Origin of the sequence: Blautia argi, from assembly GCF_003287895.1 — a bacterium.
Lineage (GTDB): Bacteria > Bacillota > Clostridia > Lachnospirales > Lachnospiraceae > Blautia > Blautia argi.
In genome coordinates this window covers 2,559,592-2,585,898 of the sequence record NZ_CP030280.1, presented here as the reverse complement: position 1 = coordinate 2,585,898, position 26,307 = coordinate 2,559,592, and the positions used below count along the sequence as shown (strand labels likewise).

Genomic DNA, 26,307 nt, shown 5'->3' with positions numbered 1-26,307 from the left:
TGTCTTATAATATTTATGTTTGTCCCCTTTTTGTCCCCTTTTTCGCATTTTTAACATTATGCAATGCTTAAAACCCTTGTAAATAAAGGCTTTCTTGAAAATACAATGGTTTTGGAAACTATTTGTAAAGAGGGAAAATCGAATAAAATAGCAGCAATATAGTCCTCGTATGTACTCATAATAATTACCGCTGTCCGGGTAAGTATATTATACTGTCATAAATATAATCATGTGAAAAATAGTGAATTGCAAAGAAGTGAAAATAGGAATGCCATTGCAGCATTTTTGAAGAAGCTGTCACATGAAATACGCTCAATCTGTATCCAATGTGACAGCCTCGATAGGCACATGACAGTTTCTGTCACCTCGTGCCTTTATTTTGCATAATTGTCAAAGTATCCTTGAATGTAAATAATCGGAGTACCTTTATCTCCAGAGCCGGAGGTTAAGTCAGCTAAAGAGCCGAGCAGGTCTGTTAAGCGTCTTGGAGTTGTTCCCTGTGTTACCATGGTACCCTTTAAGCTGGCAGCCTTTTCGTCCTTTTCTGTGATATAGTTTTTGATTGCATCTTTTAATTCTGCGCCGGACAGGTCTGCAAAATCATTGTCAGCCAGGTATTTCAGCTTCACTTCATTTGGCGTTCCTTCCAGTCCCTTTGTATAAGCAGGAGAAACAACCGGGTCAGCCAGTTCCCAGATTTTTCCCACAGGATCCTTAAATGCACCGTCGCCGTATACCATAACTTCCACATTTTTTCCTGTTTTTTCCAATATGGAATTGTGGATTGCAGATACCACTTCTTCACATTTAATAGGGAAGAGTTTTACCGTGTCTTCGGTTGCCTTGTTGGAACCCAGAAGTCCGTAGGCGTCATTGTATCCACTGCCATTGATGCTTTTTGTCATAATGTCATCTAAAGAGTAAACCTTTTCAGCGCCATTGGCCTTTAAGATACGTTTTGTTCTCTGACGTGTATGAATATCGCAGGTTAGCACACTCTTTGTATAGGAAAGAATTGCTTTTGGATTGTTGGCAAAAATGATTTCCACCTCTGCGCCAGCTTCCTGGATTAACTGTTTATAGTATTCTACATAGTCTACACCTGTAAATACATGCTTTTCATAGCCGAATAATTCTCTGTATTTTTCTTCTGTGAGAATGTCAGACCATGGATTTACATTTTTCTCATCTAAAAGGTCTAAGTCTACCAGGTGGTTGCCCACTTCATCAGAAGGATAGCTGAGCATCAACACGATTTTTTTGCAGCCCATAGCAATTCCCTTTAAGCAGATAGAAAAACGGTTACGGCTTAAAATCGGGAAGATAACGCCTACCGTATCATCACCAAATTTTTCCTTTACATCGGCTGCAATATCCTGTACACCGGCATAATTGCCCTGAGCTCGTGCAACAACAGCCTCTGTTACAGCAATCACGTCTTTATCGCGGATTTCAAAGTTTTCGCTTTCGGCGGTTTTTAATACACAGTCCACAACGATTTCAGAAAGGTTGTCGCCCTTACGGATAATCGGCGCTCTGACTCCTCGTGATACAGTTCCCACCATGCGGTCTATATTTTCCATAGTATGTACCTCCATTGGATTCTTACAAATTCCGGGCAGAATTTCCTGCCTATTTTATAATACGTTGAAATCCCTTTGTATGCAAGGGAAAACTGTAGGTTTTATGAAAAAAAACCGGATTTTTGTGAAAAATACAGGAATCCCGGCTTTTTGCCTGGTGAAATCCCCCTGGGGGGCTTGTGATACAGAGGAGAATTTGATAAACTGACTCCGCAGAAAGAATACGAAGAAAAGAGAAAATTGACAGATAGAGGATATAGAGAAATGAAAGAAAACAAGACCTTTTGCCTGGGAAATTTCCGGGCAGAGCCGGGAGAGAAAAAAATAGGGTATATTTGTATTGGAAACGGGGAATTCGAGCTTCCAGTTACCGTATTAAACGGGAAAGAAGCCGGAAAGACGGTGCTGGTGACTGCAGGAATCCATGCAGCAGAATATGTGGGGATTCAGTCAGCTATAGAATCGGCTGACCATCTCCAGGTGGAAAAAATTGCAGGTACAGTGGTCATTGTAAAGGTGATAAACCGCCAGGCATTTGAACAGCGAAGCGGCAGTGAGGGCTTTGAAGATGGTGTAAATCTGAATCGGGTTTTTCCGGGAAAGCCAGATGGCAGCCAGATGGAGCGCCTGGCTTATGCCATAGAAAAAGAACTGTTTCCGGGCGTAGATTTTTATATTGATCTGCACAGTGGGGACAGCTATGAACGGTTGACGCCTTATGTATATTATGCAGGTGTTGCCAGGGAGAGTGTGGTAGAACAATCAAGGGAAATGGCAGAACAGACAGATGTACCTTATATGGTTCGTTCCTGTGTGGCAAAAGGAGGTTGTTATAATTATGCAGCAAGTCTTGGAATCCCTTCGGTATTGATTGAAAGAGGACAGATGGGAGGCTGGACTTTGGAGGAAAGCCATTCTACCAGAAGAGATGTGCGGAATATTCTCTGCCATCTGGGGGTTTATCTGGGACAGAAGGATTACCGGAATTATTATCCTCTGGAAGTAAAGGACGTCAGCTATCAGGCGGCAAATCAGGCAGGACTCTGGTATCCCAGCAAGATGCCCGGAGATATGATCCAGCAGGGCGAAATACTGGGTATGGTAAAGGATTATAATGGAAATATTCTGGAAATATGCCGGGCAGAGTATGAAGGGGTGATTCTGTTTCAGACAGGAAGCCTGCAGGTTACAGAAGGAGGTTCTGTTATTGCATATGGAAGGATTTCCAGAGAAGCGGACAATCGGAAGAAAAGGATAGCAGGATACTGGACAAAGAGAAGCAGTAGTTTTAAGGAACAGAGAAGGGCAGAGCTGCACAGCTCTATGGCAGACCGCTGGCTTACAGAAATCAAAAAATACCTGCCGGGAAAGAAGCTGAAAATTTTAGACGTGGGCTGTGGAACTGGATTTTTTACCATTTTGCTGGCAAAGCAGGGACATGAAGTGATTGGGGTGGATTTAACACCTGATATGATAGAGAAGTCAAAGGAGCTGGCAAAGGAAGAAGGGGCAGACTGCAGATTTCAGGTCATGGACGCAGAAAATCCGGAGTTTGCGGACGAAACCTTTGATATGGTAATTTCCAGGAATTTAACCTGGACACTGCCGGATGCAGGACATGCATACAGAGAATGGCTGCGAGTATTGAAACATGGCGGTATTTTGCTGAATTTTGATGCCAATTACGGGGCGAGTGACTGTGCAGATACCTCCCACTTACCGGAGAATCATGCGCATAATCAGTTGGGAGATGCGCTTTTGCAGGAATGCGAGGCTATTAAACGCCAGCTTCCTATCAGTTCTTATAGCCGTCCTGCCTGGGACGTGGAAACTTTAGGAAAACTGGGAGTTGCAGATCTTTCCCTGAATTTTGGAGTAAGTGGGCGGATTTATATTGAAAAAGATGCGTTTTATAATCCAGATCCACTGTTCACCCTGTGTGCGAGGAAAGAATGAGGAAGACTATGGGAAAATATGCAGCGAAACGTTTTTTACAGTTAATTCCGATTCTGTTTGTCATTACTTTTTTATCTTTTGGTATGATGCGGCTGGCAGGAAGTGATGCAGTTCTGCAGAAAATGGAGAATACGGGTATGGTGCTTTCCCAGGAAGCTATAGACCGTGCAAGAGCAGAGCTGGGACTGGACAAGCCGTTTCTTACCCAGTATTTTGTATGGCTTGGAAATCTTTTACAGGGAGATATGGGAACCAGCTATATATCGGGAAAAGAGGTTTTTCCCACCTTTCTTTCAAAACTGCCGGCAACGTTACTGCTTACCGGGGTTTCCATTTTGCTTACTATTGTGATTTCCATTCCTTTGGGAGTGCTGGCAGCGGTAAAACAGAATCGTTTTACTGATTATCTCATAAGAGCAGGAAGCTTTCTGGGGAACAGTATGCCGAATTTTTTTGTGGCGTTGCTTTTAATGTATTTTCTGGCAATCAGGCTCAATGTATTCCCGGTTATTTCCACAGAGGTGAGTATCCAAAGCGTAGCCCTTCCCAGCCTGACGCTGGCGATTGCCATGTCCGCAAAATATTTGAGGCAGGTGCGGGCAACGGTGCTTGATGAATTGAGCAAAGATTATGTCATAGGAGCAAAGGCAAGAGGGGTACGATTTTCTGTTACTTTGAGCAAAAGCGTGCTTCGGGCGTGTCTGGTAACGATTCTTACCCTGCTTACGCTTTCCATCGGAAGTCTTTTAGGCGGAACCGCCATTGTGGAATCTATTTTTTTGTGGGATGGAGTAGGAAAGCTGGCAGTTGATGCCATTAATATGAGAGATTATCCCATGATTCAGGCGTATGTTATGTGGCTGGCAATTATTTATGTCTGTGTCAACCTGATTACAGACCTTTCTTATCGGGTCTTAGATCCAAGAATACGCTTAGGGGGTGAGGAAGCATGAAGGAAGAAAAGGCTATCCCGTCTGTTCGGAAACAGAAGGTGAAGAAAAGCCATATGAAGGGCAGATTTCTTTTTTTTCTGATTCTGGCGGGATTGTTGATGCTGGTGGTGATTTTTGCACAATATTTCTGTCCTTATGACCCCAATGCCCAGAACATGGGAATTTCTCTTCAGCCGCCAAGTACGGAACACCTGGCAGGCACGGACCGGTTTGGACGGGATATGTTTTCCCGCATTTTAGTGGGACTTCAGACCAGCGTTTTGGCAACCTTGTCTTTGGTGGTTATCATTACGGTTGTGGGAACCATTGTGGGGATTCTGTGCGGATATTTCGGAGGCGTGACCGATGCGGTCATTATGAGAATATCTGATGTGTGTCTGGCATTTCCGGGTCTGGTGTTTGCATTGGCAATCGCGGCCCTGCTAGGCGGCGGTCTGGACAATGCCGTTTTTGCTCTGGCAGTGATTAGCTGGCCCAAGTATGCCAGGATTGCAAGAAGTCAGACTCTGGCGCAAAAGAATACAAATTATATAGCGGCGGCGCAGCTTGCAGGAAACCATTCGCTTGCAATTCTTGTAAAGCATATCCTTCCAAACTGCATGGGACCGATTTTGGTCACTTCGATGCTGGATATCGGCACAATGCTCATGGAACTGGCAGGTCTGTCCTTTTTGGGACTGGGAGCGCAGCCTCCCACAGCAGAACTGGGAAATATGATGAGCGGCGGGAGAAGCATGCTGCAAACCTATCCGTGGGTCATTATCGGACCGGGAATTGCGATTTTTATTGTTGTGGTAATATTTAACCTTCTGGGGGATACGGTGCGGGATTATTTAGACCCTCGCAACAGCCGCAGAAAATAAAAGAGAAATCATTTTAAAGGAGAAAACATGAGAAAAAATTTCAAAAAAATATCGGCAATGGTTATGGCAATCTGCCTGGGAATGGGGCTTTTGACCGGCTGCGGAGCAGAGGAGAAGAAAAAGGCGGATACAAAGCAGGAAGCAGATACAGGGAAAAAAACGTTTGTATTTGGTGACACTACCTTTAATCCTGAAAATGAAGAACCGGATATAAACCCTCATAATATGTATTCAGGCTGGGCATGTATCCGATACGGAGTGGGAGAAACACTTTTCAAGTATTCAGACAGTATGGAAATCCAGCCATGGTTGGCAAAGAGTTATGAAAATGTAGACGAACTGACCTGGAAAATTACCTTGCAGGATAACGTGAAGTTTACCAGTGACCGGGCAATGGACGGCGAGGCTGTGAAAGAATGTCTGGAGCATTTAGTAGAAGTCCATGACCGTGCAAAAGGCGATTTGATGATAGACACCATTACGGCAGAAGGGCAGACTGTAACCATTAAAACAAAAGAACCTAAGCCTACTTTATTAAATTATTTAAGCGACCCTTATGGCTGTATTATTGATATGGAAGCCGGGGTAAGTGAAGACGGCATTGTGGCGGGAACAGGCCCTTACAAGGCAGAAACCCTGGTGTCCGGTGAGGAATTGCAATTAGTGAAAAATGAGGATTACTGGAATGGCGACCCGGGCTATGACGAGATTACAGTTCGCACAATTTCAGATGGAGATACTTTGACCATGGCGCTTCAGTCAGGAGAGATTGACGCAGCATATGGTATGCCTTATGCCAGCTATCCGTTATTTGAAAACGAAAACTATACTTTCTCAAGCTGTGCCACCAGTCGTACATTTTTTGCACATATGAATTTTGAAAGCCCTGTGATACAGGATAAAGCAGTGCGCCAGGCGATTGCCATGGGCATTGACAAAGAGGGCTTTGTAGATACTCTTCTGCAGGGAAACGGCTATCCGGCAGTTGGCGCTTTTCCGGAAGAATTTGCCTTTGGCGGAAATCAGGTGAAAACAGAAGCTTATGACCCGGAGGGAGCAAAAGAGGTTCTGGAAAAAGCAGGCTGGGTAGATACAGACGGAGATGGAATCCGGGAGAAGGAAGGACAGGATTTGAATATCCGCTGGCTGACGTATCCGAGCCGTCAGGAATTGCCGCTGCTTGCAGAGTCTGCACAGGCAACTTTAAAGGAAATCGGCATGAATGTGGAAATTAACAGTACTGCAGACCACAACAGCATACGGGCAGATTCTTCTGCCTGGGACGTATATGCCAGCGCTATGGTAACAGCGCCTACCGGAGATCCGGAATATTTCTTTACTACCCATTGTCTGGACAGTTCTGCGGTAAACAACGGACATTATCACAGCGACAAGCTGGAGGAACTGGAAGCAGAGATGGCAAAGACCTTTGATACAGAACGACGCAGTGAACTGGCTGTGGCGATGCAGCAGACCATACTGGACGATTATGGATTTGTTTTTTGTTCTCACTTGAAAATGAGCATGATTAGTAAGTCTACCGTTACCGGCTTAACGGCACACCCGTGTGATTTTTATGAAATTACCGTGGATTTGGCGCCGGCGTCATAAGGCAGGATTCCGGTTGGAGGGAAGATAAATTTATGGAAGAAATACTGGCATATCAGTCGGTGGAGGTTTGTTTTGCAGGACAGGCTGTGGTACACGATGTGAGCTTTTCCCTGCATGCGGGAGAAATCCTGGGAATTGTAGGGGAGTCAGGAAGCGGCAAAAGCACGATTTTAAAAGCCTGTATGGGACTTCTGGGAAATAGCGGAATGGTGACAAGGGGAGATATCTGGTTTCAGGGAAAAGATATCCCCGATTTGTCTGAAAAGGAACTCAGAGGGTTGAGAGGAAAAGAAATCGGCATGATTTTCCAAGATGCAGGGGCTTCTCTTTGCCCGATTCGTACCATTGGCGACCAGATTTATGAAAGTGTTGCCGCGCATAAAAAAACAAAGAAAGAAGAAGTACAAAAAGATGCGCTGGAACTCTTTGAAAAACTGCATTTTCACAATACGGACCGTATCTGGAGCAGCTATCCTTTTGAACTTTCGGGAGGTATGAATCAGAGAGTCGGCATTGCCATGGCAATGCTGATGCAGCCTTCTGTTCTTTTGGCTGATGAACCTACCAGTGCGCTGGACGTAGCGGTGCAGCGTCAGGTTGTGGAGGAAATGCTTCGCCTCAGAGAACTATTCGGCACAGCTATGATACTGGTCAGCCATGATATCGGCGTTGTATCCGCCATGGCAGACACCGTGCTGGTGCTTAAGGACGGACAGGTTATGGAATATGGAAAAACGGCGCAGGTACTTCAGACGCCGAAAAGTGAATATACACAGAAATTATTAAAGGCAGTGCCGAGATTGCGGAGGATATAGATGGAGCCTGTTTTAAAAGTAGAGGGTGTAACAAAGGTTTTTAAGACAGCGGGAAAGCCGGACTTTAAGGCAGTTGATAAAGTGGATTTTGTACTTTATCCGGGAGAAACCCTTGGAATTGTAGGAGAATCCGGCAGCGGAAAGAGTACTCTGGCAAAACTGATTACCAGATTAGCTGATGTGACGGCGGGAAGCCTTTCTTTATGCGGGGAGGATATTACCCATGCAAAAGGCAAGAAATTGCGGAATGCATATCAGAATATACAGATGGTCTTTCAGAATCCGGTCACTTCTTTTGACCCCCGTCAGACTCTGGGAAAGGGGATAGGAGAGAGTCTGAAGAATCGTGGCGTGTCCGGTTCAGAAAGAAAACAACAGGTTCTGGGGCTGTTAAAGCAATGCGGACTTTCAGAGGAATTTTACAATCGGTATCCCCATGAGGTCAGCGGAGGGCAGTGCCAGAGAGCCGCCCTTGCAAGAGCATTGGCAATTGAGCCACGAATTGTCATCTGTGACGAAGCCACCAGCGCGCTGGACGTAACGGTACAGCAGCAGATTCTGGAACTTTTGCAGGAGTTTAAAGAGAAAAAGAAGCTGTCTTATCTTTTTATCTGCCATAATCTGGCGCTTGTGCAGATGTTCTGCGACCGTGTCCTGGTAATGAAGGACGGGAAAATTGTGGAGCAGGGAACACCAAAGGAGATAATCTTCAATCCTCAGAATGCATATACAAAAATGCTGGTGGAGTCTGTGTTTTAGAAAAAAAACAAAAATGTATCCCCCGGGCAGGCTTGCGCAAGCAGGCTATTTGAGATAGGATATAAGTACAGTTACCGTTTCAAATAACTGTAGGAATTCACTGCATGAATATGCAGAATATATGCAGTATAAAACCTCCGCACACTGTATTGCATATAAAGAGTTTGAAATCCCATAAAAAAGAAACTTGTCGTTGGCAGGGCAGGTTTCTTTTTTTTTGCGTGCGTGGTATAATGAATATCAGCTTGCTGCCACATGGTGGCAGATTATATTTGGGAAGGACTATGGAACTTCGTAGATACCGGTTATCAGACTGCCGGGAAGGTGGAAAGGCAGGGCGTGTTTCTGAGGAATTTTGTTATGGAAAAAGGAGAGAAACCCATGTATCGAATTTTTATTGTAGAAGATGACCCGGGTATTTCCGGAGCTATAGAAAAACAGACCAATGCCTGGGGCATGGACGCCAGGTGTGCAGAGAATTTTCATGAGGTTATGGCAGAATTTGCAGCGTATGAACCTCATCTGGTTTTAATGGACATTTCCCTTCCCTTTTTTAACGGATATTTCTGGTGTCAGAAAATCAGAGAGGTGTCCAAGGTTCCGGTGATTTTCATTTCCTCTGCTTCTGATAATCTGAATATTGTTATGGCAGTGCAGGCAGGGGCAGATGATTTTATTGCAAAACCCTTTGACTTTGCTGTTTTAATGGCAAAGATACAGGCAGTTTTAAGAAGAACCTATGATTACGGCAGCCAGGTGTCTGTGTTGGAACACAGAGGCGCGCTTTTGTCAAAAGAGGACGCCCTGCTGCATTTTCAGGGAGAGAAAATAGAACTTACGAAAAACGAATATCGGATTTTACTCACCTTAATGGAGCAAAAGGGAAAGATTGTAAGCAGAGAACGGCTTATGGAAAAGCTGTGGGAAAATGACAGCTTTGTAGATGAAAATACCTTAAGTGTGAATGTAAACCGCCTTCGCAAAAAGCTGGAAAAATCAGGACTTACGGATTTTATTACCACAAAGGTGGGAATGGGCTATCTGATTGCCGAATGAAAGGCAGGAGTTGAGAGGAATGACAAGAGCGTTTTTAAAAGATTTAAAAGATTATTTGAAGCAGCATAGCAGGGTGGTGTTTTTATATATAGCGTTTTCCTGTATTTTTATTCTGTTCTTTGTTCTGTATCAGATACCGGCAGCAGCAGCGCTTTATGCCAGTGCAGTTTGCGGATTTCTGGGATTTGTGGTGTTGATTCCCCATTTCAGGAAGTTTCGTCAAAATCGCAGACAGCTTGGAAGGCTTTGCACACAAAAGGAGTTTTTTGTGGACAGTCTGCCCCTTACAGAGGGAATTTTAGAACAGGATTATCAGGAATTAATCAGGGAGCTGGACAGAAGATATCGGGAGTTAGAAGCAAGGGACAGTCAGAAATACCGGGATATGATAGAATATTACACTCTTTGGGCGCATCAGATCAAAACCCCCATTGCTTCCATGCATCTGAATCTGGAAAATGAGGATACCACGCTTGCCAGAGATATCAGAAGCGATCTGATGCGGATTGAACAGTATGCGGACATGGTGCTTTGCTATCTTCGTCTGGACAGCGAAGATACGGATTATGTGTTTCGGGAATATGCCACAGACAGCATTGTGAAACAGGCGCTGCACAAGTTTTCCTCCTTCTTTATCCGGGGAAAAATCCGTCTGGAATACAGGCCCATAAAGGGTTGTGTACTGACAGACGAAAAGTGGATTCTGTTTGTTCTGGAGCAGGTATTGTCCAATGCCCTGAAGTATACCAAAGCCGGAGGGAGCATCTCTATAGAAGAAACAGAACCCGGCGTTTTATGTGTCCGGGATACGGGAATTGGTATTGCGCCGGAGGATTTGCCCAGGATTTTTGAAAAGGGGTATACAGGCTGTAACGGAAGGCTGCAAAAAAAAGCCAGCGGAATCGGACTGTATTTATGCAAACGCATCTGTGAACGTCTCGGACATAAAATCCGGGCAGAATCCTGTATTGGGGAAGGAACTGCCGTGTATCTGGATTTGAGAAAGGCACAGCTGGAAACCGAATAACAGAAAATTACAGCCATCTTACAAAAATGTAAGACGAGAGCAGGGAAATGTAAGCCGAAGTTATGGCAGGACATTTCCCTGTTTTGTTACAATGGGGTTGTAAGTTAAGAAGAAAGAAACAGGAGGAACAAAACGAGATGACAATTTTGGAAGTGAAAAACCTGAAAAAAACCTATACCACCCGTTTTGGAGGCAATCAGGTACAGGCATTAAAAAACGTAAACTTCAGTATAGAAGAAGGTGAATATACAGCAATCATGGGGGAATCCGGTTCCGGAAAGACCACGCTTTTAAATATTCTGGCAGCTCTGGACAGACCCACAGGGGGAAGCGTGCTTTTAGACGGCAGAGATATTTCCAGAATCAAAGACGCAGACCTTTCCGTATTTCGGAGAAATCATCTGGGCTTTGTTTTTCAGGAATTTAATCTGCTGGATACCTTTTCTATCCGGGACAACATTTACCTGCCTCTGGTGCTTGGGGGAAAGCATCACAGGCAAATGGAGGCACTTTTAGAGCCTCTGGCAGCAAAGCTGGGTATAAAAGAGCTGCTGGATAAATATCCTTATGAGGTGTCCGGCGGGCAGAAGCAAAGAGCTGCTGTGGCAAGGGCGCTGATTACAAATCCCCGCCTGATTCTGGCAGATGAACCCACCGGAGCGCTGGATTCCCGTTCCACAGACGAGCTGCTGCGCCTCTTTGGAACCGTAAACGAAGACGGACAGACCATTTTAATGGTGACGCATTCTGTAAAGGCAGCCAGTCATGCCAACCGGGTTCTGTTTATTAAGGACGGAGAGGTCTTTCATCAGATTTATCGTGGAAAGGACACGAACCAGCAGATGTATGAAAAGATTTCCAGCACTCTGACCATGCTGTCAGCAGGAGGTGAAGAGCAGTGAAAAGAGGGTTTTATTATAAAATTGCCTGGACGGGGATAAAGAAAAATAAAAAAATTTATCTGCCGTATATTCTGGCAAATATTGGCATGATTTTTATGTTTTATATCCTGATTTTCTTATGTACCAGCCCTACTGTTCACGCCATGCAGGGCGGGGCGACCATGCAGTCTGTTTTATCCCTTGGCTGTGGGATTATGGGAGGATTTGCACTGATTTTTATTTTTTACACCAATTCTTTTCTCATGCGAAGAAGGAAGAGAGAGTTTGGCCTATACCATGTATTGGGTATGGGAAAGAAGAATCTGGCAAAAGTGATTGCCTGGGAGTGTGTGCAGGTGTCTGTAGTTTCCCTCCTTTTGGGAATTTTTACAGGGATTCTGTTTTCAAAGGCAGCAGAGCTTGTCATGGTTTCTCTTCTGAACGGAGAAGCAGATTTTGGTTTTACAATCAGTATGCAGTCCCTGGCTCTGACCTTAAAGGTTTTCGGAGGAATTTTTCTTTTAATTCTGATAAAGTGTCTGATTCAGGTTTCCAATTCCAGACCCATTGAACTTTTAAAAAGCGAGGCGGTGGGAGAAAAGCCTCCAAAGGCAAACTGGTTGGAAGGAATTTTGGGCGTTGTGATTCTGGCAGGAGCCTATTATATTGCCGTATCTATTGAAGAACCTCTGGCAGCCATGATTTGGTTCTTTGTGGCAGTGGCAATGGTTATTGTCAGCACCTATATGCTGTTTCGTGCAGGTTCTGTACTGCTGTGTAAAATTTTAAAGAGAAATAAAAATTATTATTACAGACCAGGACATTTTATTTCCGTTTCTTCTATGATGTATCGTATGAAACGAAACGGTTCCGGACTGGCGTCAATCTGTATCTTGTCTACTATGGTGCTGGTTATGGTGTCTGCGGTTTCCTGCATGTTTATCGGTGTGGAAGACCAGCTGCGTGCCAGGTATCCAAGGAATGTTGAAGTGTATACCTACTCCGGGGACACGCAGATCGTACAGGGCGTACATGAGATGATTGAAAAAGTACTGGCGGAACAGGGACAAAAAGAAGAAAACACCCTGCATTATCGATTTTTTGCGGCAGCAGGACTGGCTGATGAGGAGAATATTTTTCTGGAAAGGGAAAACTTTGCTGCTTTTAATACGAATACGATGGACAGTATCCGTCAGCTTTTTATTGTGCCTTTAGAGGACTATAACCGCATTATGGGAAAAAAGGAAACGCTAAAGAAAGATGAAGTGCTGCTTTATCAGACAAAAACAGAGTATGGATATGATGAAATCTGTTTTGATGATGGCACAAAGTGGAAAGTAAAGGAGGAAGTGCCTGAATTTATAAAGAATGGCATTGACTCCATGCAGGTGATGCCTTCTATGTTTATTTTTGTAAAGGATATGGATACGGTACAGGAGTACTATGAAAAATGGAAGGTAGTGCAGGGAGAGCCTTTACTGGAAATAAATGATTATTACGGCTTTGATCTGGACTGCAGTTATAAAGAAAATATGAAGGTGGCGAAACGTCTTCAGGAGGAAAGGGATAAGCTGTTACAAGAAGGATATGTACGGATAGATATTGAAGACAGTACCTCTGCCCGGGCAGAATTTTATGCGCTCTATGGCGGTATGTTTATTCTGGGAATCCTGCTGGGACTGGTGTTTATTGTTGGCATGGTTCTGATTATGTATTACAAGCAGGTAACAGAAGGATATGAGGATCAGAAACGGTTTGACATCATGCAGAAAGTGGGAATGACAAAACGGGAAATCCGTAAGAGTATTAATTCTCAGGTACTCACCGTATTTTTCCTGCCGCTTCTGGCAGCAGGAATCCATACAGCTTTTGCTTTTCCGATGATACAGAAAATCCTGCTTCTTTTAGGAGTTATGAATACAGGGCTTCTGATTGCGGTTATGGTGGGCTGCTATCTGCTGTTTTCTCTGTTTTATATTATTATGTATCTGGTAACCTCCAAGGCGTACTATGGCATTGTCAGCAGCAGGGACTAAATGGTTTTATACTGTTTGCGCTTTTCGCTGGGGGACATGCCGGCAATGCTTTTGAAAATCCGGTTAAAATGGGTGAGGTTGGAAAAGCCGGTTTCTTTGCTGATGCGGGTGATGTTGTAATCCGTTTCCAGAAGCATGCGCTGGGCATGGAGGACCCGGGTCATATTTAAATACTGGACAATGGTTTTACCGGTTGCTTTTTTAAATTCTCTGCACAGGTGGTAAGGACTGACATAGAGCATCTCTGCCAGCTCGGGAATGGAAATTTCCTCGGCATAGTGTTCATGGATATAGTTTACCGCCTGTGCAGGTCTTGTTTTCGGGGTGCTTTGCACAGGGGTGTAATCTGCTCTTAAAATTGTGAGCAAAAGCTGGTTTAACAGAGATTCCAGATATTCCTGCTGGAAAATTCCTTCTTCTTTGTCCCACTCTGTATCAAGCATGGACAGAAGGAAATACAGCAGAGATTTCTTCGTTTTTTTTAAAGAAAAAATCCGGGGCTTTTTCTGAAGATAGGTACAGGGTTCAGGATAAGCAATCATATCCGGTGTAAAATAAAGAACAATTCGTTTAAAGGGTACGTTCTTATCTCCGTAGGAATGGTGCATGACATTGGGAGGAAAAATGACAACCTCATTGGCTGTGAGATGATACAACTCACCCTCTATCAGGTGATACCGTTCCCCGGATTCTAAATAATACAATTCAAAAAAATCATGGAAGTGGGACTGACACATATTGTCATTGACCCCTTCCGCATATCCATAAGCAAGTTTTTTTCCATGTGACATTACGATGGCGGCAGTGTCCAGCATGAGAAGGCCTCCTGTGTAAAATTTGAAAGGGACGGGGGCATCGCTGCAAATACACAGATATCCCAATGGTACGTTTTCGATGCCCCCAGGTTTTAAAGGCAGGATAGCATGAAAGAAAAAGAAAAGCAAGAAAAAAGATAAAAAAGAGAGCAAGATAAGTAAAAAATATAGCGATTTTAAGCAAATTTTGTCTATGAAATTCCTTTTCGTTTTCTTATAATGTGGGCATGAAAGAAAAAAGGAGAGAACCAATGAAAGTATGTTTTAAGGCAGAAGATGTGAAACAGGAAAACGGATATGTTTCTGTCCGGACAAATTGTGTGGAAATCCGGGTGCTTTTTCTGACAGATTCTATTGTACGAATTCGGGCGGGATTTGACGGGGACTTTGCAGAGGAATCTTACAGTTTGGTTATGACAGGCTGGGAAGACCGCATGGATGGATTCCTGGAAGGGAAAAGAAAGCGGGTACAGCTTGCACAGGCGCTTCTGGAAGACGGAGAAGAGAAGGCGATTATCCGGGGAAAAGAACTTCGGGTAGAGATTGAGAAGAATCCGTTCCGCATTTGTGTGTATGATGCAGAGAACACACTGCTGCATGCTGATATTGTGGATTTGGCTTATATGGAAGACAGCAATCACCGCAGAATCCATACCAGTGAAATTACACCGCAGGACTGCTTCTATGGATTCGGAGAAAAGAGCGGAGAATTTAACAAGGCACAGAAGTTTATGAACATGAGTCCAAAGGACGCCATGGGCTACAACCCAAAAGAAACAGATTCTCTTTACAAGCACATTCCTTTTTATATCAAGCTGAATCGGGAACATAAAAAGGCTGTGGGATATTTTTATCACAACACCTATGAATGTGATTTTGATATGGGAAAGGAAAAGAGTAATTACTGGAAAATGCACAGCCGTTACCGTGCAGACGGCGGAGATATTGACTTATTCCTTATTGCAGGACCTTCCATAAAGCAGGTGGTAGAGCGCTATACAGATCTGACCGGAAAATCTGCCATGCTTCCAAGATACGCATTGGGATACCTGGGTTCTTCCATGTATTATCCGGAACTTGAGAAGGATTGCGACGATGCAATTCTGGAATTCATTGATACCACAAAAGAAGAGGGAATTCCGGTGGACGGTTTCCAGCTTTCTTCCGGCTATTGCGCCATTGAAACAGAGGAAGGCATTAAGCGTTGTGTATTTACCTGGAATGACAAACGTTTTAAAGACCCAAAAGACTTTTTTAAACAGATGACAGACAGAGGCGTGTGTGTTTCTCCAAACGTGAAACCGGGTATGCTGCTGGTACACCCTAAATTAAAAGAAATGCAGGAAAAGGGCATGTTTGTAAAGGACAGCCAGAGCGAAGAGCCGGGAATCGGAACCTGGGTGGGGCGGAAAAGGCATGTTTGTGGATTTCACCAGCGAAGATACCAGAGAGAACTGGAAAGAAATGCTGAAGGAAAATGTTCTGGAATACGGCACCAGCTCTGTGTGGAATGACAACTGCGAATACGACAGCATGGTGGATAAGGACTGCCGCTGCAGCTTTGAGGGAAAAGGCGGTACCATCGGACAGTTAAAATCTGTGATGTCTAACATCATGTGCCATATTACCGACGAGGCAGTACATGAAACCTTTGACAACACCCGTCCGTATATTGTGTGCCGTTCCGGTCACTGCGGAATTCAGAGATATGCACAGACCTGGGCAGGAGATAACCTGACCTGCTGGGATTCTCTGAAATACAACATTGCCACCATTTTAGGTATGAGTTTATCCGGTGTGGCAAACCAGGGCTGTGACATCGGTGGATTTTACGGACCTGCACCGGAAGCGGAATTGTTTGTGCGCTGGATTCAGAACGGAATTTTCCAGCCCAGATTTTCCATTCACTCTACTAATATTGACAACACCGTGACAGAGCCGTGGATGTACAGCAACTGTAAGGAATATATCCGGGAAGCCATTTCTTTCCGTTATCAGATGATTCCATATCTGTATTCTCTTATGGAAAGAGCCCATGAATCAGGTCTTCCTATTATGGAACCCATGTGCAGCGCTTTCCAGCAGGATGAAAACTGCTATGACGAGGGCGTGGACTTTATGTTCGGAGATTCCCTTTTAGTAGCAAACGTGGTGGAAAAAGGTGCGAAGACAAGAAAAGTTTATCTGCCAAAGGGTGAAACTTTCTATGATTTCTACACAAGAGAAGCCTATGAAGGCGGACAGATTATTGAGATTCCGGTAGATTTGGGAAGCATTCCGCTGTATGTAAGAAGTGGTGCTATGATTCCTATGGCTCTTAACAAGATGGATAACCTGATGAAGCAGCAGACAACAGGAATTTCTCTTCTCTGTGCAGCAGATAAGGACAGTGCGTTTACTCTTTACGAAGACGACGGCGCAACCATGGATTACGAAAAAGGGGTTTATTTAAAAACCAGAATCTCCATGAAAGCAGGAGAGAAAACTGTACTTACCTTTACAAACGAAGGCAGCTATGAAACAAAGGTAGAAGACATGCAGATTGACATGATTCACAGAGAAAAAGCGCCTTACTGGGTAAAGGTAGACGGACAGGAACTTCCTCATTTCCTGCACAGAAGAAAGTTTGAAGAAGCAGAATGCGGCTGGTATTACAGTCAGAGACTGAAATCTGTGCAGATAAAATATAAAAATCCAAAGAAGGATTACGAAGCAATCGTTTCCTTTGAACAGTTTGACATGATTGGAATGTAAAAAAGAGAAAGGAATGTGAAAATGAAAAAGTTAGCAGCAATAGCAGTTCTTGCGAGCCTGTCTTTGAGCATGCTCCCAGGCTGCGGAAATGAAAGCGCGGCAAGCAGTAAGGAAGCCACCGCAGAAAATCCCATGGTGCTTACCCTGTCCCACGGGCTCAGTGAAACCCATACCGTACACATTGCCATGGAGGAATTTGCCAAAGAGGTAGAGGAGAAAACGGAGGGGAGAATCCAGATTAAGATTTTCCCAAACGGACAGCTTGGCTCTGAAACAGAATCCATGGAGCAGTTAAATGCCGGAGTAATTGCCATGACAAAGGTGGCGGCTCCCAACCTGGCAACCTTTGAAGAGGGATATAATGCTTTTGGTATGCCATATATTTTTGATGACGAAGAGGATTTCTATCATGTTATGGACTCTGACGCCATGCAGGATTTCTTCTTGTCCACAGAGGACGAGGGCTTTGTAACATTGACTTATTACACATCAGGCGCCCGTTCTTTTTACACAAAAAATACTCCAATCCGTACACCGGAAGATTTAAAAGGACTGAAAATCCGTGTGCAGGATATGGAATCCCAGACGGATATGATGCAGGCACTGGGGGGAACTCCGGTAGCGATGTCTTATGGTGATGTTTATACCTCTTTGCAGACCGGAATCATTGACGGTACAGAGAATAACGAAACCGCTTTGACTACAGGAAAGCACGGAGAAATCTGTAAGTACTATTCCTTAGACCAGCATGCCATGATTCCGGACGTTATGGTTATGAGCAGCAAAATCTGGAATCAGATCAGTAAGGAAGACCAGGAAATCATTCTGGAGGCAGCCCACAATTCCACAGATAGCCACAAGGTTCTGTGGGAGGAGGCCATTGAGGATGCCATGGAAGAGGCAGAAACAGAAATGGGCGTTACCTTTGTAAAAGATGTGGATAAAGAGGCTTTCCGCCAGGCAACCGAAGGTATGGTAGAGGAATATTGTGAGCGTTATCCCGGTGTGGATAAGCTTTTAGATACCATTCACGCAGTACAGGAAGGGAGTGAAAAGTAATGCTGGAAACATTGACAAAAATTAAAAAGGGCATGAACTTTGTTTTGTCCAGAATTGCGGCAGTGCTGTTATCTGCCATGACACTGTTAGTTTTATACCAGGTCTTTACCAGATACGTTTTAAACAGCCCGGCGGCGTTTACAGAAGAAGTGGTGCGTTATCTGCTTATCTGGACAGGCTTTATCGGTGCGGCTTATGCCTTCAGCACCAGACAGCATATGGCTCTGGTGATTGTAAGAGATAAGGTATCTCCAGGGGCGAAAAAAGGTCTTATGGTTTTTGTAGATGCCCTGATTCTGTTGTTTGCAGTGTTTGTTGTAATTATCGGCGGAACCAAGCTGGCGCTCAGCGCTGTGCATGAATATTCTGCGCTTCTGGGCATTTCCAGAGGTCTGGTATATGCCATGGCTCCTGTAGCCGGTGTGTTTATTGTACTGGCACAGGTGATTAACCTGTACGAAGATGTAACAGGAAATGTGATTGAGGAGGGAGAAGAAGCATGAATATAGTACTGACAACCATACTTTTATTTGCAGTTTTCGGAATCCTGCTGTTTATCGGCTGTCCGATTTCTGTAGGAATTGTAATTTCTTCGATTGTAACGGCAGTGTCTACACTGTCCTGGGATCAGATTACTTTCATTACCATGCAGAAAATGAACAGCGGTGTGGAGAGTTTCTCTCTTCTTGCAGTGCCTCTGTTTATCCTGGCCGGTAATATTATGAACAACGGCGGTATTGCCAGACGACTGGTAAACTTTGCGAAGCTGTTCTGCGGCTGGATTCCGGGTTCTCTGGCACAGGCAAACGTTCTTGGAAACATGTTGTTCGGCGCTCTGTCCGGTTCTGCAGTTGCAGCAAGTTCTGCCATGGGCGGTTGTATTTACCCGATTCAGGAGGAAGAGGGTTATGACCCTGCATTTGCTACAGCAGTCAACATTGCTTCTGCGCCTACCGGACTTCTGATTCCGCCAACCAGTGCATTTATCGTGTATTCCACAGTAGCAGGCGGCGTGTCTATTTCCGCCTTGTTTATGGCAGGCTACATACCGGGGATCCTGATGGGTCTGGGTACTATGGTGGTTGCATTTATCTATGCAAAAAAGCACAAATACCCTACTTCCGGACGTGTGCCAATGAAGGACGCTTTAAAGATTACCTTTGAAGCCCTTCCAAGTCTGCTTCTGATTGTGATTGTTATCGGCGGTATTGTTGCCGGTATCTTTACTGCAACAGAAGGTGCAGGTGTGTGCGTACTGTACTGCCTGATTCTGTCCATTCTTTACAAGAGCATTAACATGAAATCTTTTATGAAGATTCTCTTAAACAGCGCGGCAACCAGTGGAATTATCCTGTTCCTGATTTCTGCTTCCTCTGCCATGAGCTGGGTTATGGCATACTCCGGTATTCCGGCAGCTATCAGTGAAGGACTGATGTCCATTTCCACAAACAAATATGTAATTCTTTTATTAATGAACATTATTCTGCTGGTAATTGGTATGTTTATGGACATTACCCCTGCGATTTTGATTTTTACACCGATTTTCCTGCCAATCGCAGAAAGCCTTGGCATGTCTTCCATTCAGTTTGGTGTTATGCTGATTTTCAACATGTGTATGGGAAGTATGACTCCGCCGGTAGGTTCTGTACTCTTTGTATCCTGCGGAATCAGTAAAATTACCATTGAGCAGGTAACCAAAACCCTGCTGCCTTACTTTGCAGTGCTTCTGGGAATCCTGCTTGCCGTAACGTATATTCCGGCGCTGTCTATGGCAGTACCTACTTTGTTGGGCTTGATATAAAGGAGAAGAAACATGCTTTTTGGAAAATTTCAGGGAATCGAAAAAACAGAAAACGGATATCTGGTACAGGGAGAAAACGGAGCCATCAAGCTGATTTTTTTAACAGACGATATTATCCGTATCCGCGTATCCTTTGACCGTATATTTAAGGAAGCGTCCTATGCTCTGGTGACAACTGCCTGGGAGGACGAGTTAGACGGACTTTTGAAGGAAGAGAGGCAGCGTATTGCTGCCCTTGCCCTTCCTTATGAGGAAACAGAAGAGCAGCTTGTCTTTCGGACAAAAACCCTTTGCCTGGTGATGCAGAAAAATCCGTTAAACTTCCGTCTTTATGATAAGGAAGGAAATTTGATTTATGCAGACTTAAAGGAAAGAGCCTTTGACAAGGACCAGCTTGGCAGAATCACCCATTATTCAGAAGCGGATATGGAAAAAGACCATTTTTACGGTTTTGGAGAAAAGACCGGACATCTGGATAAAAGAGGAAAGCGTATGCGTATGTCCCCCAAGGACGCCATTGGTTTTGACCCGGAATTCGGAGAGCCTTTATACAAACACATTCCCTTTTATATCCGCGTAAACGAAGAAAAGCTTCATGCTCTGGGACTGTTTTATAACAATTCCTATGACGCTGTGTTTGATATGGGAAATGAGAGAAGCGGTTACTGGGATTGCTACTGCTATTATCAGGCAGACGGCGGGGACATTGATTTGTTCCTGATAAACGGACCGGATATGCCCTCTGTGTTAAATCGCTACACCTTCCTTACCGGGCGGCAGGCAATGCCTACCAAGCAGTCCCTGGGCTATACAGCTTCCACCATGTACTATGCAGAGCTGGAAAAAGACTGTGATGAGGAAATTTACAAAGTCATTCAGAAGCACTTTGATGAAAACATTTATATAGACAACTTCTGGCTGGCAAGCGGTTATTCTTCAGGAGAAAAGGATAATCTGCGCTATACCTTTAACTGGAACAAAAAGAGATTTCCGGATCCGGAGGGCTTCTTTGAGAAAATGGAAGGCATGGGAATCAATGTGATTCCAAATATGAAGCCGGGAATTCTGGAAAACCACCCCTATCGGGAGGTCTTTGAAGAAAACGATGTGTTTGTGAAAACCCCGGATAAGAAAGACGATTACCGCGGACGCTGGTGGGGCGGAGAAGGACGCTTCGTGGACTTTACAGGAGAAAAGGGAAGAAATACCTGGAAGGAACTGTTAAAGGAAACTCTTCTGAAAAAAGGTTCAAAGACGGTGTGGAACGACAACTGTGAATACGACGGCATTGAGGACAGAGATGCCTTCTGTGAATTTGAAGGCATGGGCGGAACCATGGCGGAACTGAAGATTATTCACTCCAATATGATGGCATACACTGCCAAAGAGGCGCTTGCAGAGGTTTATCCTGAGGAACGCCCCTATATCATCAACCGGGCAGGCTTTGCAGGTATTCAGCGTTACGCCCAGGTATGGGACGGAGATAATCTTACAGACTGGCGTACCGTGAAGTTTAACATTGCCACGATTTTAGGCATGGGACTGTCCGGCATTGCCAATACAGGCTGCGACATCGGCGGATTTGCAGGACCGGCGCCGGAGGCAGAGCTTTTGCTGCGCTGGATTCAGAATGGAATTTTCCAGCCCAGATTCTGCATTAATTCTGCAAACAGTGACAACACAGTGACACAGCCGTTTATGTACGAGGAAACTCTTCCTTATGTACAGGAAGCCTATGCCCAGAGATACCGCATGATTCCGTATCTGTATTCCCTTATGCGGGAAGCCCACGAAAACGGCATGCCTGTGATGCGGCCTCTGTTCCTGGAATTTCCGGAGGACAAAAATTGTTACACAGACGAGCATCTGACATTCCTGTTTGGTTCTTCTGTTCTGGTGGCAAACGTGGTAGAAAAAGGAGCAAAAACAAGGGAGATTTATTTGCCCAAGGGTTCTGTGTGGTATGATATGAATGACCATTTTAAAGCCTATGAAGGCGGACAGACCATAGAAGTCCCGGTTACTTTGGCGTCCATACCTATGTTCTTCAGGGACAGTGGTATCTATGTTACCAGCGAAGATGTCACACAGATTAAGAGAGATACGCTGAAAACTCTGAACTTCCTTGTAAGCTGTAAAAACGATGTAGAATTTACTTATTACGACGATGACGGCTGGTCTAAGAAGTTTGAAGAAGGAGAATATGCTTCAACCTGTATCGAAGTAAAGGCAGGGGACAGAAAAACCATTACCTTTACAAAGAGCGGCTCCTTTGAGGAAACCTGGGACAAGTTGGAACTGAATCTGGTAAGTAAGGAAAAAGGCGCTTACTGGGTAAGCGTAGAAGGTGAAAAAATTGCCAGATTCCTGACAAAAGAAAGCTTTGAGGAAGCGGAGAGCGGTTGGTATTATGATATGTCTGACCGCATTATCCGCGTAAAATGCCCGAAACCGGAAAAAGACAGCTTTACGGTTGTGATAAGCTGCGAGAAATTTGATTTGATTGGTATGGAATTTACGGATTAAAGGGCAGAAAAATCCCCCGGATAGGGATATAAACCTGATTTTATCTACAGAAATCCGCAGAACAATCCAGTATTTACACGCGGAAAAGAAAAGAAAAAAGAAGAAAAGAAATAACCCCCAGGGTGGCTTACCCCGGGGGATTTTTTTGTCTATAATAGGCGTTGTCCAAAAGGAATATTGAAAAAATAGAAAAAACAGGGAGGAAACAGTCAAATGAGAAAGAGAATGAAAGCACTGGCAGCGCTGTTGTGCGTGACTGCCATGGTAACCGGGTGCGGAAGTCCTGCAGCAGATTCCGGTACTTCTTCTGCAAAAACAGAGATACAGAAGGAGGAAGGTGCAAAGGAAACAGAAAAAGACGGAGAGAAAAAATCAGAGGTTACCATTGGTTTTTCCAGTGAGGGAGATTCTTTTGACCCATGTACAGGGTTTGGATATGTTGGTTCCCCTATATATTCTAATTTAGTAAAAGTAAATGGTGATGACCAGCTGGAAAATGACCTGGCAACCGATTATACAGTCAGCGATGACGCCCTTACCTGGATCTTTACCATTCGGGACGATGTAAAATTTACAAACGGAGATTCGCTGAAAGCCTCCGATGTGGCATTTACCTTTAACACAGCAAAAGAAAAGGCAACCTACATGGATTTAACCATGATGGAAAGCTGTATTGCCAAAGATGATACGACCGTAGAATTTAAGCTGACAAAGCCATGCGTCACTTTTATCTATACGGTTGCACAGATGGGAATCGTACCGGAGAAGGCGTACAGTGACAAATTTGGACTGGAGGCAGACCAGATCATCGGTTCCGGTCCGTACAAAATGGTACAGTGGGACAAGGGACAGCAGTTTATTTTAGAGGCAAACGAAGATTATTACGGCAAAAAGCCGGAAATTGAAAGAGCAGTTTTCCTGATTCAGGAGGAAGATGCCAGATTTGTAGCTGCAAAGGCAGGAGAAGTGGATATCGCCCTGACCTCTGCAACGCTTGCAACCACAGAAATCGAAGGCATGCATGTAGAAGAGGTAGAATCTGTAGATAACAGAGGCATTACCCTTCCTATAGTTCCGGACGAAGGCAAGAAAACAGAGGACGGATACAAAATCGGAAACAATGTTACCTGTGATGTAAACGTGCGAAAAGCTCTTTGCTACGGTGTAGACAGACAGCAGATTATTGACGAGGCATTAAACGGACTGGCAAAACCGGCATATTCCGAGTGCGACGGCATGCCGTGGTGGAATGAAGAGGACGTTATTGAAACAGATGTGGATTACGCAAACGAACTTTTAGAGCAGTCTGGCTGGAAAGATACAGACGGGGACGGTATCCGGGAAAAAGACGGCACAAAGCTGGCATTTAATTTAATGTATTTTGCGGGAGATTCCATGCGTCAGGCAGTTGCCATGTCTGTGGCAAATCAGGCAAAGGAAAACATGGGATTTGACATTACCGTGGAAGGTGTAAGCGAGGACGATACCATTAAGAGAATGTTCTCCGAGCCTATGATTATGGGCTGGGGTTCTGATAGTCCTATGACCTCCTACATGCTGTTCCACAGCAGCAATGCAGGAAAGAGAGACTGGTATAACCCGGAATTCTATACCAGCGATAAAACCGATGAATATCTGGATAAGGCAATGAATTCTTTATCCATTGAAGATTCCTATGAATGGTGGAAAAAGGTGCAGTGGGACGGTGAAACCGGTACGTCCATGAAGGGAGAAGCGCCTTGGGCATTCTTTGTAAATATGACACACCTCTATTATGTAAAAGACGGATTAAATATTGGAAACCAGAGAATTCACGCACACGGACAGGCATGGCCGCTGATTGCAAATCTGGCAGAATGGACCTGGGAATAAAGAATCCGAAGTGACAGACAAAAGAGGAGCTGCTGCGCGTTTGCGGTAGCCCCTCTCCTTGTGCTTAAAAGAGAAAGTGGAGAAAAAACAATGAAAAGTAAATATTATCTGAAATTCACAGGGAAATACCTTGTGCGTATGGTAACACTGCTGCTTGCAGTCAGTGTGGTCAGCTTTGTACTGGTGAGTCTTTCACCCGTAGACCCGGTGCAGCAGTATGTGGGTTCTGTTCCCAATGTCAGCGTGGAACAGAGAGCCAAGATTGCAGAATACTGGGGATTAAACGATCCGCCCGTAGAGCGGTTTGTGGCATGGGGAAAATCTATTCTTCATGGAGATTTCGGCGTATCCCTGTTATATCGCCGTCCGGTTCTGGATATTATCAAAGAAAAATTTGCAGCTTCTTTAGCGCTTATGCTTACTGCCTGGTTTTTTTCCGGGGTTATAGGCTTTGCCGTGGGCTGTATCATGGGTATCTGGAACGGCAAATGGCAGGATAAAATCTTAAAAAAGCTGTGTCTGATTCTGTGTTCCATTCCTACTTTTTGGATAGGAATTGTATTCCTGATGATTTTTTCCGTACAGCTGGGGTGGTTTCCCATGGGTATGAGCGTACCAAAAGGAGTGCCCGCAGACCAGGTAACTCTTTTGCAGAGAATTCATCATCTGATTTTACCTGCACTGACTTTAAGTTTTCTCTCCTTTGCCAACGTGGCGCTACATACCAGGGAAAAGCTGGTAGACGTACTGGAAAGCGATTATGTGCTGTTTGCAAGGGCAAGAGGAGAGTCCAAATGGAGTGTGCTGAAGCGTCACGGCTTTCGGAACATTATGCTACCTGCAGTGACCATGCAGTTTGGTTCTTTCAGCGAGCTGTTCGGAGGTTCTGTTCTGGCGGAAAATGTATTTTCTTATCCGGGACTGGGTGCGGCGGCTTCTGCGGCAGGTATGGCGTCCGATGTACCGCTTCTTCTGGGGATTACCCTGTTTAGCGCATTGTTTGTATTTATAGGAAATATGTTGGCAAATATGATATATGGAATTGTAGACCCGCAGATAAGGGAGGGATATCGAAATGAATAATACAGCGGCAGTGAGAATGGGAACCGCAAAGATAAAGCTGAACAGAAGGACAAAAACCATAGGGATTGCAGCGCTGATTTTTGCTGTATTGTTTTCCATTTATCTGGCAGGAGCGCTTCTTAGCGACGAATTGATTCAGGCAGATTTTTCACAGAAAGGCCTGCCGCCTTCTCTCTTGCACCCTTTTGGCACAGACATGCTGGGGCGGGATATGCTGGTGCGTACCATGAAAGGGCTTTCTGTCAGCATTGTCGTGGGCGTGGTAGCGTCTACAGTCAGTGCGGTCATTGCCTTAATTGTAGGCGTGGTGGCAGCAACGGGAAGTTCCTGGCTGGATCATTTTATCAACTGGCTCATTGACCTGGTTATGGGAATTCCCCATACCGTACTTTTGATTCTGATTTCCTTTGCCTGTGGAAAAGGGCTAAAGGGAGTGCTGATTGGAGTGGCAGTGACCCACTGGACCGGGCTTGCCCGTATTATCCGCAGTGAAGTGCTGCAGATTCGTTCCCAGCAGTATATAGAAGTATCCAGAAAGCTGGGAAAATCCAGTTGGTGGATTACGGTCCATCACATTCTTCCTCATATGATTCCCCAGTTTTTAATCGGACTGATTTTAATGTTTCCTCATGCCATTATGCATGAATCCAGTCTGACTTTTCTGGGCTTCGGTTTGCCGCCGGAACAGCCGGCTATTGGAATTATCCTGTCAGAATCCATGAAATATCTGTCAGCCGGTATGTGGTGGCTTGCCTTTTTCCCGGGACTTATGCTGGTTATTATTGTGCTGTTGTTTGACCGCCTGGGAGAAAATGTAAAGAAAATCGTGGACCCGTACAGCGCCCATGAGTAGGAGG

General features: G+C 44.6%; 19 protein-coding genes and 1 pseudogene. 18 read left to right on the top strand and 2 right to left on the bottom strand.

What is annotated here, in order from left to right; genetic code table 11:
• Positions 1-374: 374 nt before the first annotated feature.
• Positions 375-1,574 carry a coenzyme F420-0:L-glutamate ligase gene (locus tag DQQ01_RS12495; protein ID WP_111920941.1) on the bottom strand — a complete coding sequence of 400 codons (1,200 nt, stop codon included), beginning with the start codon at positions 1,572-1,574 and terminating at the stop codon, positions 375-377.
• A gap of 273 nt (positions 1,575-1,847) precedes the next feature.
• Between DQQ01_RS12495 and DQQ01_RS12490 the strand changes: the two genes are divergently transcribed.
• The 10 genes from DQQ01_RS12490 (at position 1,848) to DQQ01_RS12440 (ending at position 13,540) form a co-directional block, all read left to right on the top strand.
• Positions 1,848-3,539: a M14 family metallopeptidase gene (locus tag DQQ01_RS12490; RefSeq protein ID WP_111920309.1), complete on the top strand. Its 1,692-nt coding sequence runs from the start codon at positions 1,848-1,850 to the stop codon at positions 3,537-3,539.
• Between the two features lie 8 nt (positions 3,540-3,547).
• Positions 3,548-4,492 carry an ABC transporter permease gene (locus DQQ01_RS12485; protein ID WP_111920308.1) on the top strand — a complete coding sequence of 315 codons (945 nt, stop codon included), beginning with the start codon at positions 3,548-3,550 and terminating at the stop codon, positions 4,490-4,492.
• Positions 4,489-5,355 (top strand): nickel transporter permease, encoded by an 867-nt coding sequence (nikC, locus tag DQQ01_RS12480; protein ID WP_199797960.1) that lies wholly within the window; start codon positions 4,489-4,491, stop codon positions 5,353-5,355. The genes DQQ01_RS12485 and nikC overlap by 4 nt, the downstream gene beginning before the upstream one ends.
• Before the next feature lie 27 nt (positions 5,356-5,382).
• On the top strand, positions 5,383-6,966 hold the full coding sequence (locus tag DQQ01_RS12475; protein ID WP_111920307.1) for an ABC transporter substrate-binding protein: 1,584 nt from the start codon (positions 5,383-5,385) through the stop codon (positions 6,964-6,966).
• A 32-nt stretch (positions 6,967-6,998) separates the two neighbouring features.
• The gene (locus DQQ01_RS12470; RefSeq protein ID WP_111920306.1) at positions 6,999-7,781 is read left to right on the top strand and encodes an ABC transporter ATP-binding protein; all 783 of its coding nucleotides are present in this window, start codon (positions 6,999-7,001) and stop codon (positions 7,779-7,781) included.
• Positions 7,782-8,540 carry an ABC transporter ATP-binding protein gene (locus DQQ01_RS12465; RefSeq protein ID WP_111920305.1) on the top strand — a complete coding sequence of 253 codons (759 nt, stop codon included), beginning with the start codon at positions 7,782-7,784 and terminating at the stop codon, positions 8,538-8,540.
• Positions 8,541-8,921: 381 nt separating this feature from the next.
• Positions 8,922-9,596, top strand: a complete 675-nt coding sequence (locus DQQ01_RS12455) for a response regulator transcription factor (RefSeq protein ID WP_111920939.1) — start codon at positions 8,922-8,924, stop codon at positions 9,594-9,596.
• A 19-nt stretch (positions 9,597-9,615) separates the two neighbouring features.
• On the top strand, positions 9,616-10,623 hold the full coding sequence (locus DQQ01_RS12450; RefSeq protein ID WP_111920303.1) for a sensor histidine kinase: 1,008 nt from the start codon (positions 9,616-9,618) through the stop codon (positions 10,621-10,623).
• A 137-nt stretch (positions 10,624-10,760) separates the two neighbouring features.
• A complete protein-coding gene (locus DQQ01_RS12445; RefSeq protein WP_111920302.1) occupies positions 10,761-11,525 on the top strand; it encodes an ABC transporter ATP-binding protein in 765 nt (254 codons plus the stop codon).
• Positions 11,522-13,540, top strand: coding sequence for an ABC transporter permease (locus tag DQQ01_RS12440; RefSeq protein ID WP_111920301.1), 2,019 nt, complete (start codon positions 11,522-11,524; stop codon positions 13,538-13,540). The genes DQQ01_RS12445 and DQQ01_RS12440 overlap by 4 nt, the downstream gene beginning before the upstream one ends.
• Here DQQ01_RS12440 and DQQ01_RS12435 read toward each other — a convergent pair.
• Positions 13,537-14,355 carry an AraC family transcriptional regulator gene (locus DQQ01_RS12435; protein ID WP_111920300.1) on the bottom strand — a complete coding sequence of 273 codons (819 nt, stop codon included), beginning with the start codon at positions 14,353-14,355 and terminating at the stop codon, positions 13,537-13,539. The genes DQQ01_RS12440 and DQQ01_RS12435 overlap by 4 nt on opposite strands.
• A 251-nt stretch (positions 14,356-14,606) precedes the next feature.
• On the opposite strand from DQQ01_RS12435, the pseudogene DQQ01_RS18225 reads away from it, so the two are divergent.
• The 8 genes and pseudogenes from DQQ01_RS18225 (at position 14,607) to DQQ01_RS12390 (ending at position 26,303) form a co-directional block, all read left to right on the top strand.
• Positions 14,607-17,109: pseudogene (locus tag DQQ01_RS18225) on the top strand (glycoside hydrolase family 31 protein).
• Positions 17,110-17,130: 21 nt separating this feature from the next.
• Positions 17,131-18,168, top strand: coding sequence for a TRAP transporter substrate-binding protein (locus tag DQQ01_RS12425; protein WP_111920938.1), 1,038 nt, complete (start codon positions 17,131-17,133; stop codon positions 18,166-18,168).
• Positions 18,168-18,671 carry a TRAP transporter small permease gene (locus DQQ01_RS12420; RefSeq protein WP_111920299.1) on the top strand — a complete coding sequence of 168 codons (504 nt, stop codon included), beginning with the start codon at positions 18,168-18,170 and terminating at the stop codon, positions 18,669-18,671. The genes DQQ01_RS12425 and DQQ01_RS12420 overlap by 1 nt, the downstream gene beginning before the upstream one ends.
• Positions 18,668-19,969 (top strand): TRAP transporter large permease, encoded by a 1,302-nt coding sequence (locus tag DQQ01_RS12415; protein ID WP_111920298.1) that lies wholly within the window; start codon positions 18,668-18,670, stop codon positions 19,967-19,969. The genes DQQ01_RS12420 and DQQ01_RS12415 overlap by 4 nt, the downstream gene beginning before the upstream one ends.
• A gap of 12 nt (positions 19,970-19,981) precedes the next feature.
• The gene (locus DQQ01_RS12410; protein WP_111920297.1) at positions 19,982-22,495 is read left to right on the top strand and encodes a glycoside hydrolase family 31 protein; all 2,514 of its coding nucleotides are present in this window, start codon (positions 19,982-19,984) and stop codon (positions 22,493-22,495) included.
• 213 nt (positions 22,496-22,708) lie between these two features.
• Complete coding sequence (locus DQQ01_RS12400) at positions 22,709-24,367, top strand: ABC transporter substrate-binding protein (protein WP_111920295.1); 1,659 nt, start codon at positions 22,709-22,711, stop codon at positions 24,365-24,367.
• A gap of 90 nt (positions 24,368-24,457) precedes the next feature.
• A complete protein-coding gene (locus tag DQQ01_RS12395) occupies positions 24,458-25,450 on the top strand; it encodes an ABC transporter permease (RefSeq protein ID WP_111920936.1) in 993 nt (330 codons plus the stop codon).
• A gap of 16 nt (positions 25,451-25,466) precedes the next feature.
• Entirely contained in the window at positions 25,467-26,303 is an 837-nt protein-coding gene (locus DQQ01_RS12390; RefSeq protein WP_111920937.1) for an ABC transporter permease, read from the top strand.
• The last annotated feature ends 4 nt before the right edge of the window (positions 26,304-26,307 follow it).

What these genes read in the sequence shown, in the direction of transcription:
- nikC (WP_199797960.1), top strand. Translation starts at nt 4,489, where the DNA reads ATGAAGGAAGAAAAGGCTATCCCGTCTGTTCGGAAACAGAAGGTGAAG.
- DQQ01_RS12410 (WP_111920297.1), top strand. Translation starts at nt 19,982, where the DNA reads ATGCTTTTTGGAAAATTTCAGGGAATCGAAAAAACAGAAAACGGATAT.
- DQQ01_RS12490 (WP_111920309.1), top strand. Translation starts at nt 1,848, where the DNA reads ATGAAAGAAAACAAGACCTTTTGCCTGGGAAATTTCCGGGCAGAGCCG.
- DQQ01_RS12450 (WP_111920303.1), top strand. Translation starts at nt 9,616, where the DNA reads ATGACAAGAGCGTTTTTAAAAGATTTAAAAGATTATTTGAAGCAGCAT.
- DQQ01_RS12415 (WP_111920298.1), top strand. Translation starts at nt 18,668, where the DNA reads ATGAATATAGTACTGACAACCATACTTTTATTTGCAGTTTTCGGAATC.
- DQQ01_RS12390 (WP_111920937.1), top strand. Translation starts at nt 25,467, where the DNA reads ATGGGAACCGCAAAGATAAAGCTGAACAGAAGGACAAAAACCATAGGG.
- DQQ01_RS12475 (WP_111920307.1), top strand. Translation starts at nt 5,383, where the DNA reads ATGAGAAAAAATTTCAAAAAAATATCGGCAATGGTTATGGCAATCTGC.
- DQQ01_RS12485 (WP_111920308.1), top strand. Translation starts at nt 3,548, where the DNA reads ATGGGAAAATATGCAGCGAAACGTTTTTTACAGTTAATTCCGATTCTG.
- DQQ01_RS12435 (WP_111920300.1), bottom strand. Translation starts at nt 14,355, where the DNA reads ATGCTGGACACTGCCGCCATCGTAATGTCACATGGAAAAAAACTTGCT.
- DQQ01_RS12420 (WP_111920299.1), top strand. Translation starts at nt 18,168, where the DNA reads ATGCTGGAAACATTGACAAAAATTAAAAAGGGCATGAACTTTGTTTTG.
- DQQ01_RS12395 (WP_111920936.1), top strand. Translation starts at nt 24,458, where the DNA reads ATGAAAAGTAAATATTATCTGAAATTCACAGGGAAATACCTTGTGCGT.
- DQQ01_RS12465 (WP_111920305.1), top strand. Translation starts at nt 7,782, where the DNA reads ATGGAGCCTGTTTTAAAAGTAGAGGGTGTAACAAAGGTTTTTAAGACA.
- DQQ01_RS12400 (WP_111920295.1), top strand. Translation starts at nt 22,709, where the DNA reads ATGAGAAAGAGAATGAAAGCACTGGCAGCGCTGTTGTGCGTGACTGCC.
- DQQ01_RS12470 (WP_111920306.1), top strand. Translation starts at nt 6,999, where the DNA reads ATGGAAGAAATACTGGCATATCAGTCGGTGGAGGTTTGTTTTGCAGGA.
- DQQ01_RS12425 (WP_111920938.1), top strand. Translation starts at nt 17,131, where the DNA reads ATGAAAAAGTTAGCAGCAATAGCAGTTCTTGCGAGCCTGTCTTTGAGC.
- DQQ01_RS12445 (WP_111920302.1), top strand. Translation starts at nt 10,761, where the DNA reads ATGACAATTTTGGAAGTGAAAAACCTGAAAAAAACCTATACCACCCGT.
- DQQ01_RS12455 (WP_111920939.1), top strand. Translation starts at nt 8,922, where the DNA reads ATGTATCGAATTTTTATTGTAGAAGATGACCCGGGTATTTCCGGAGCT.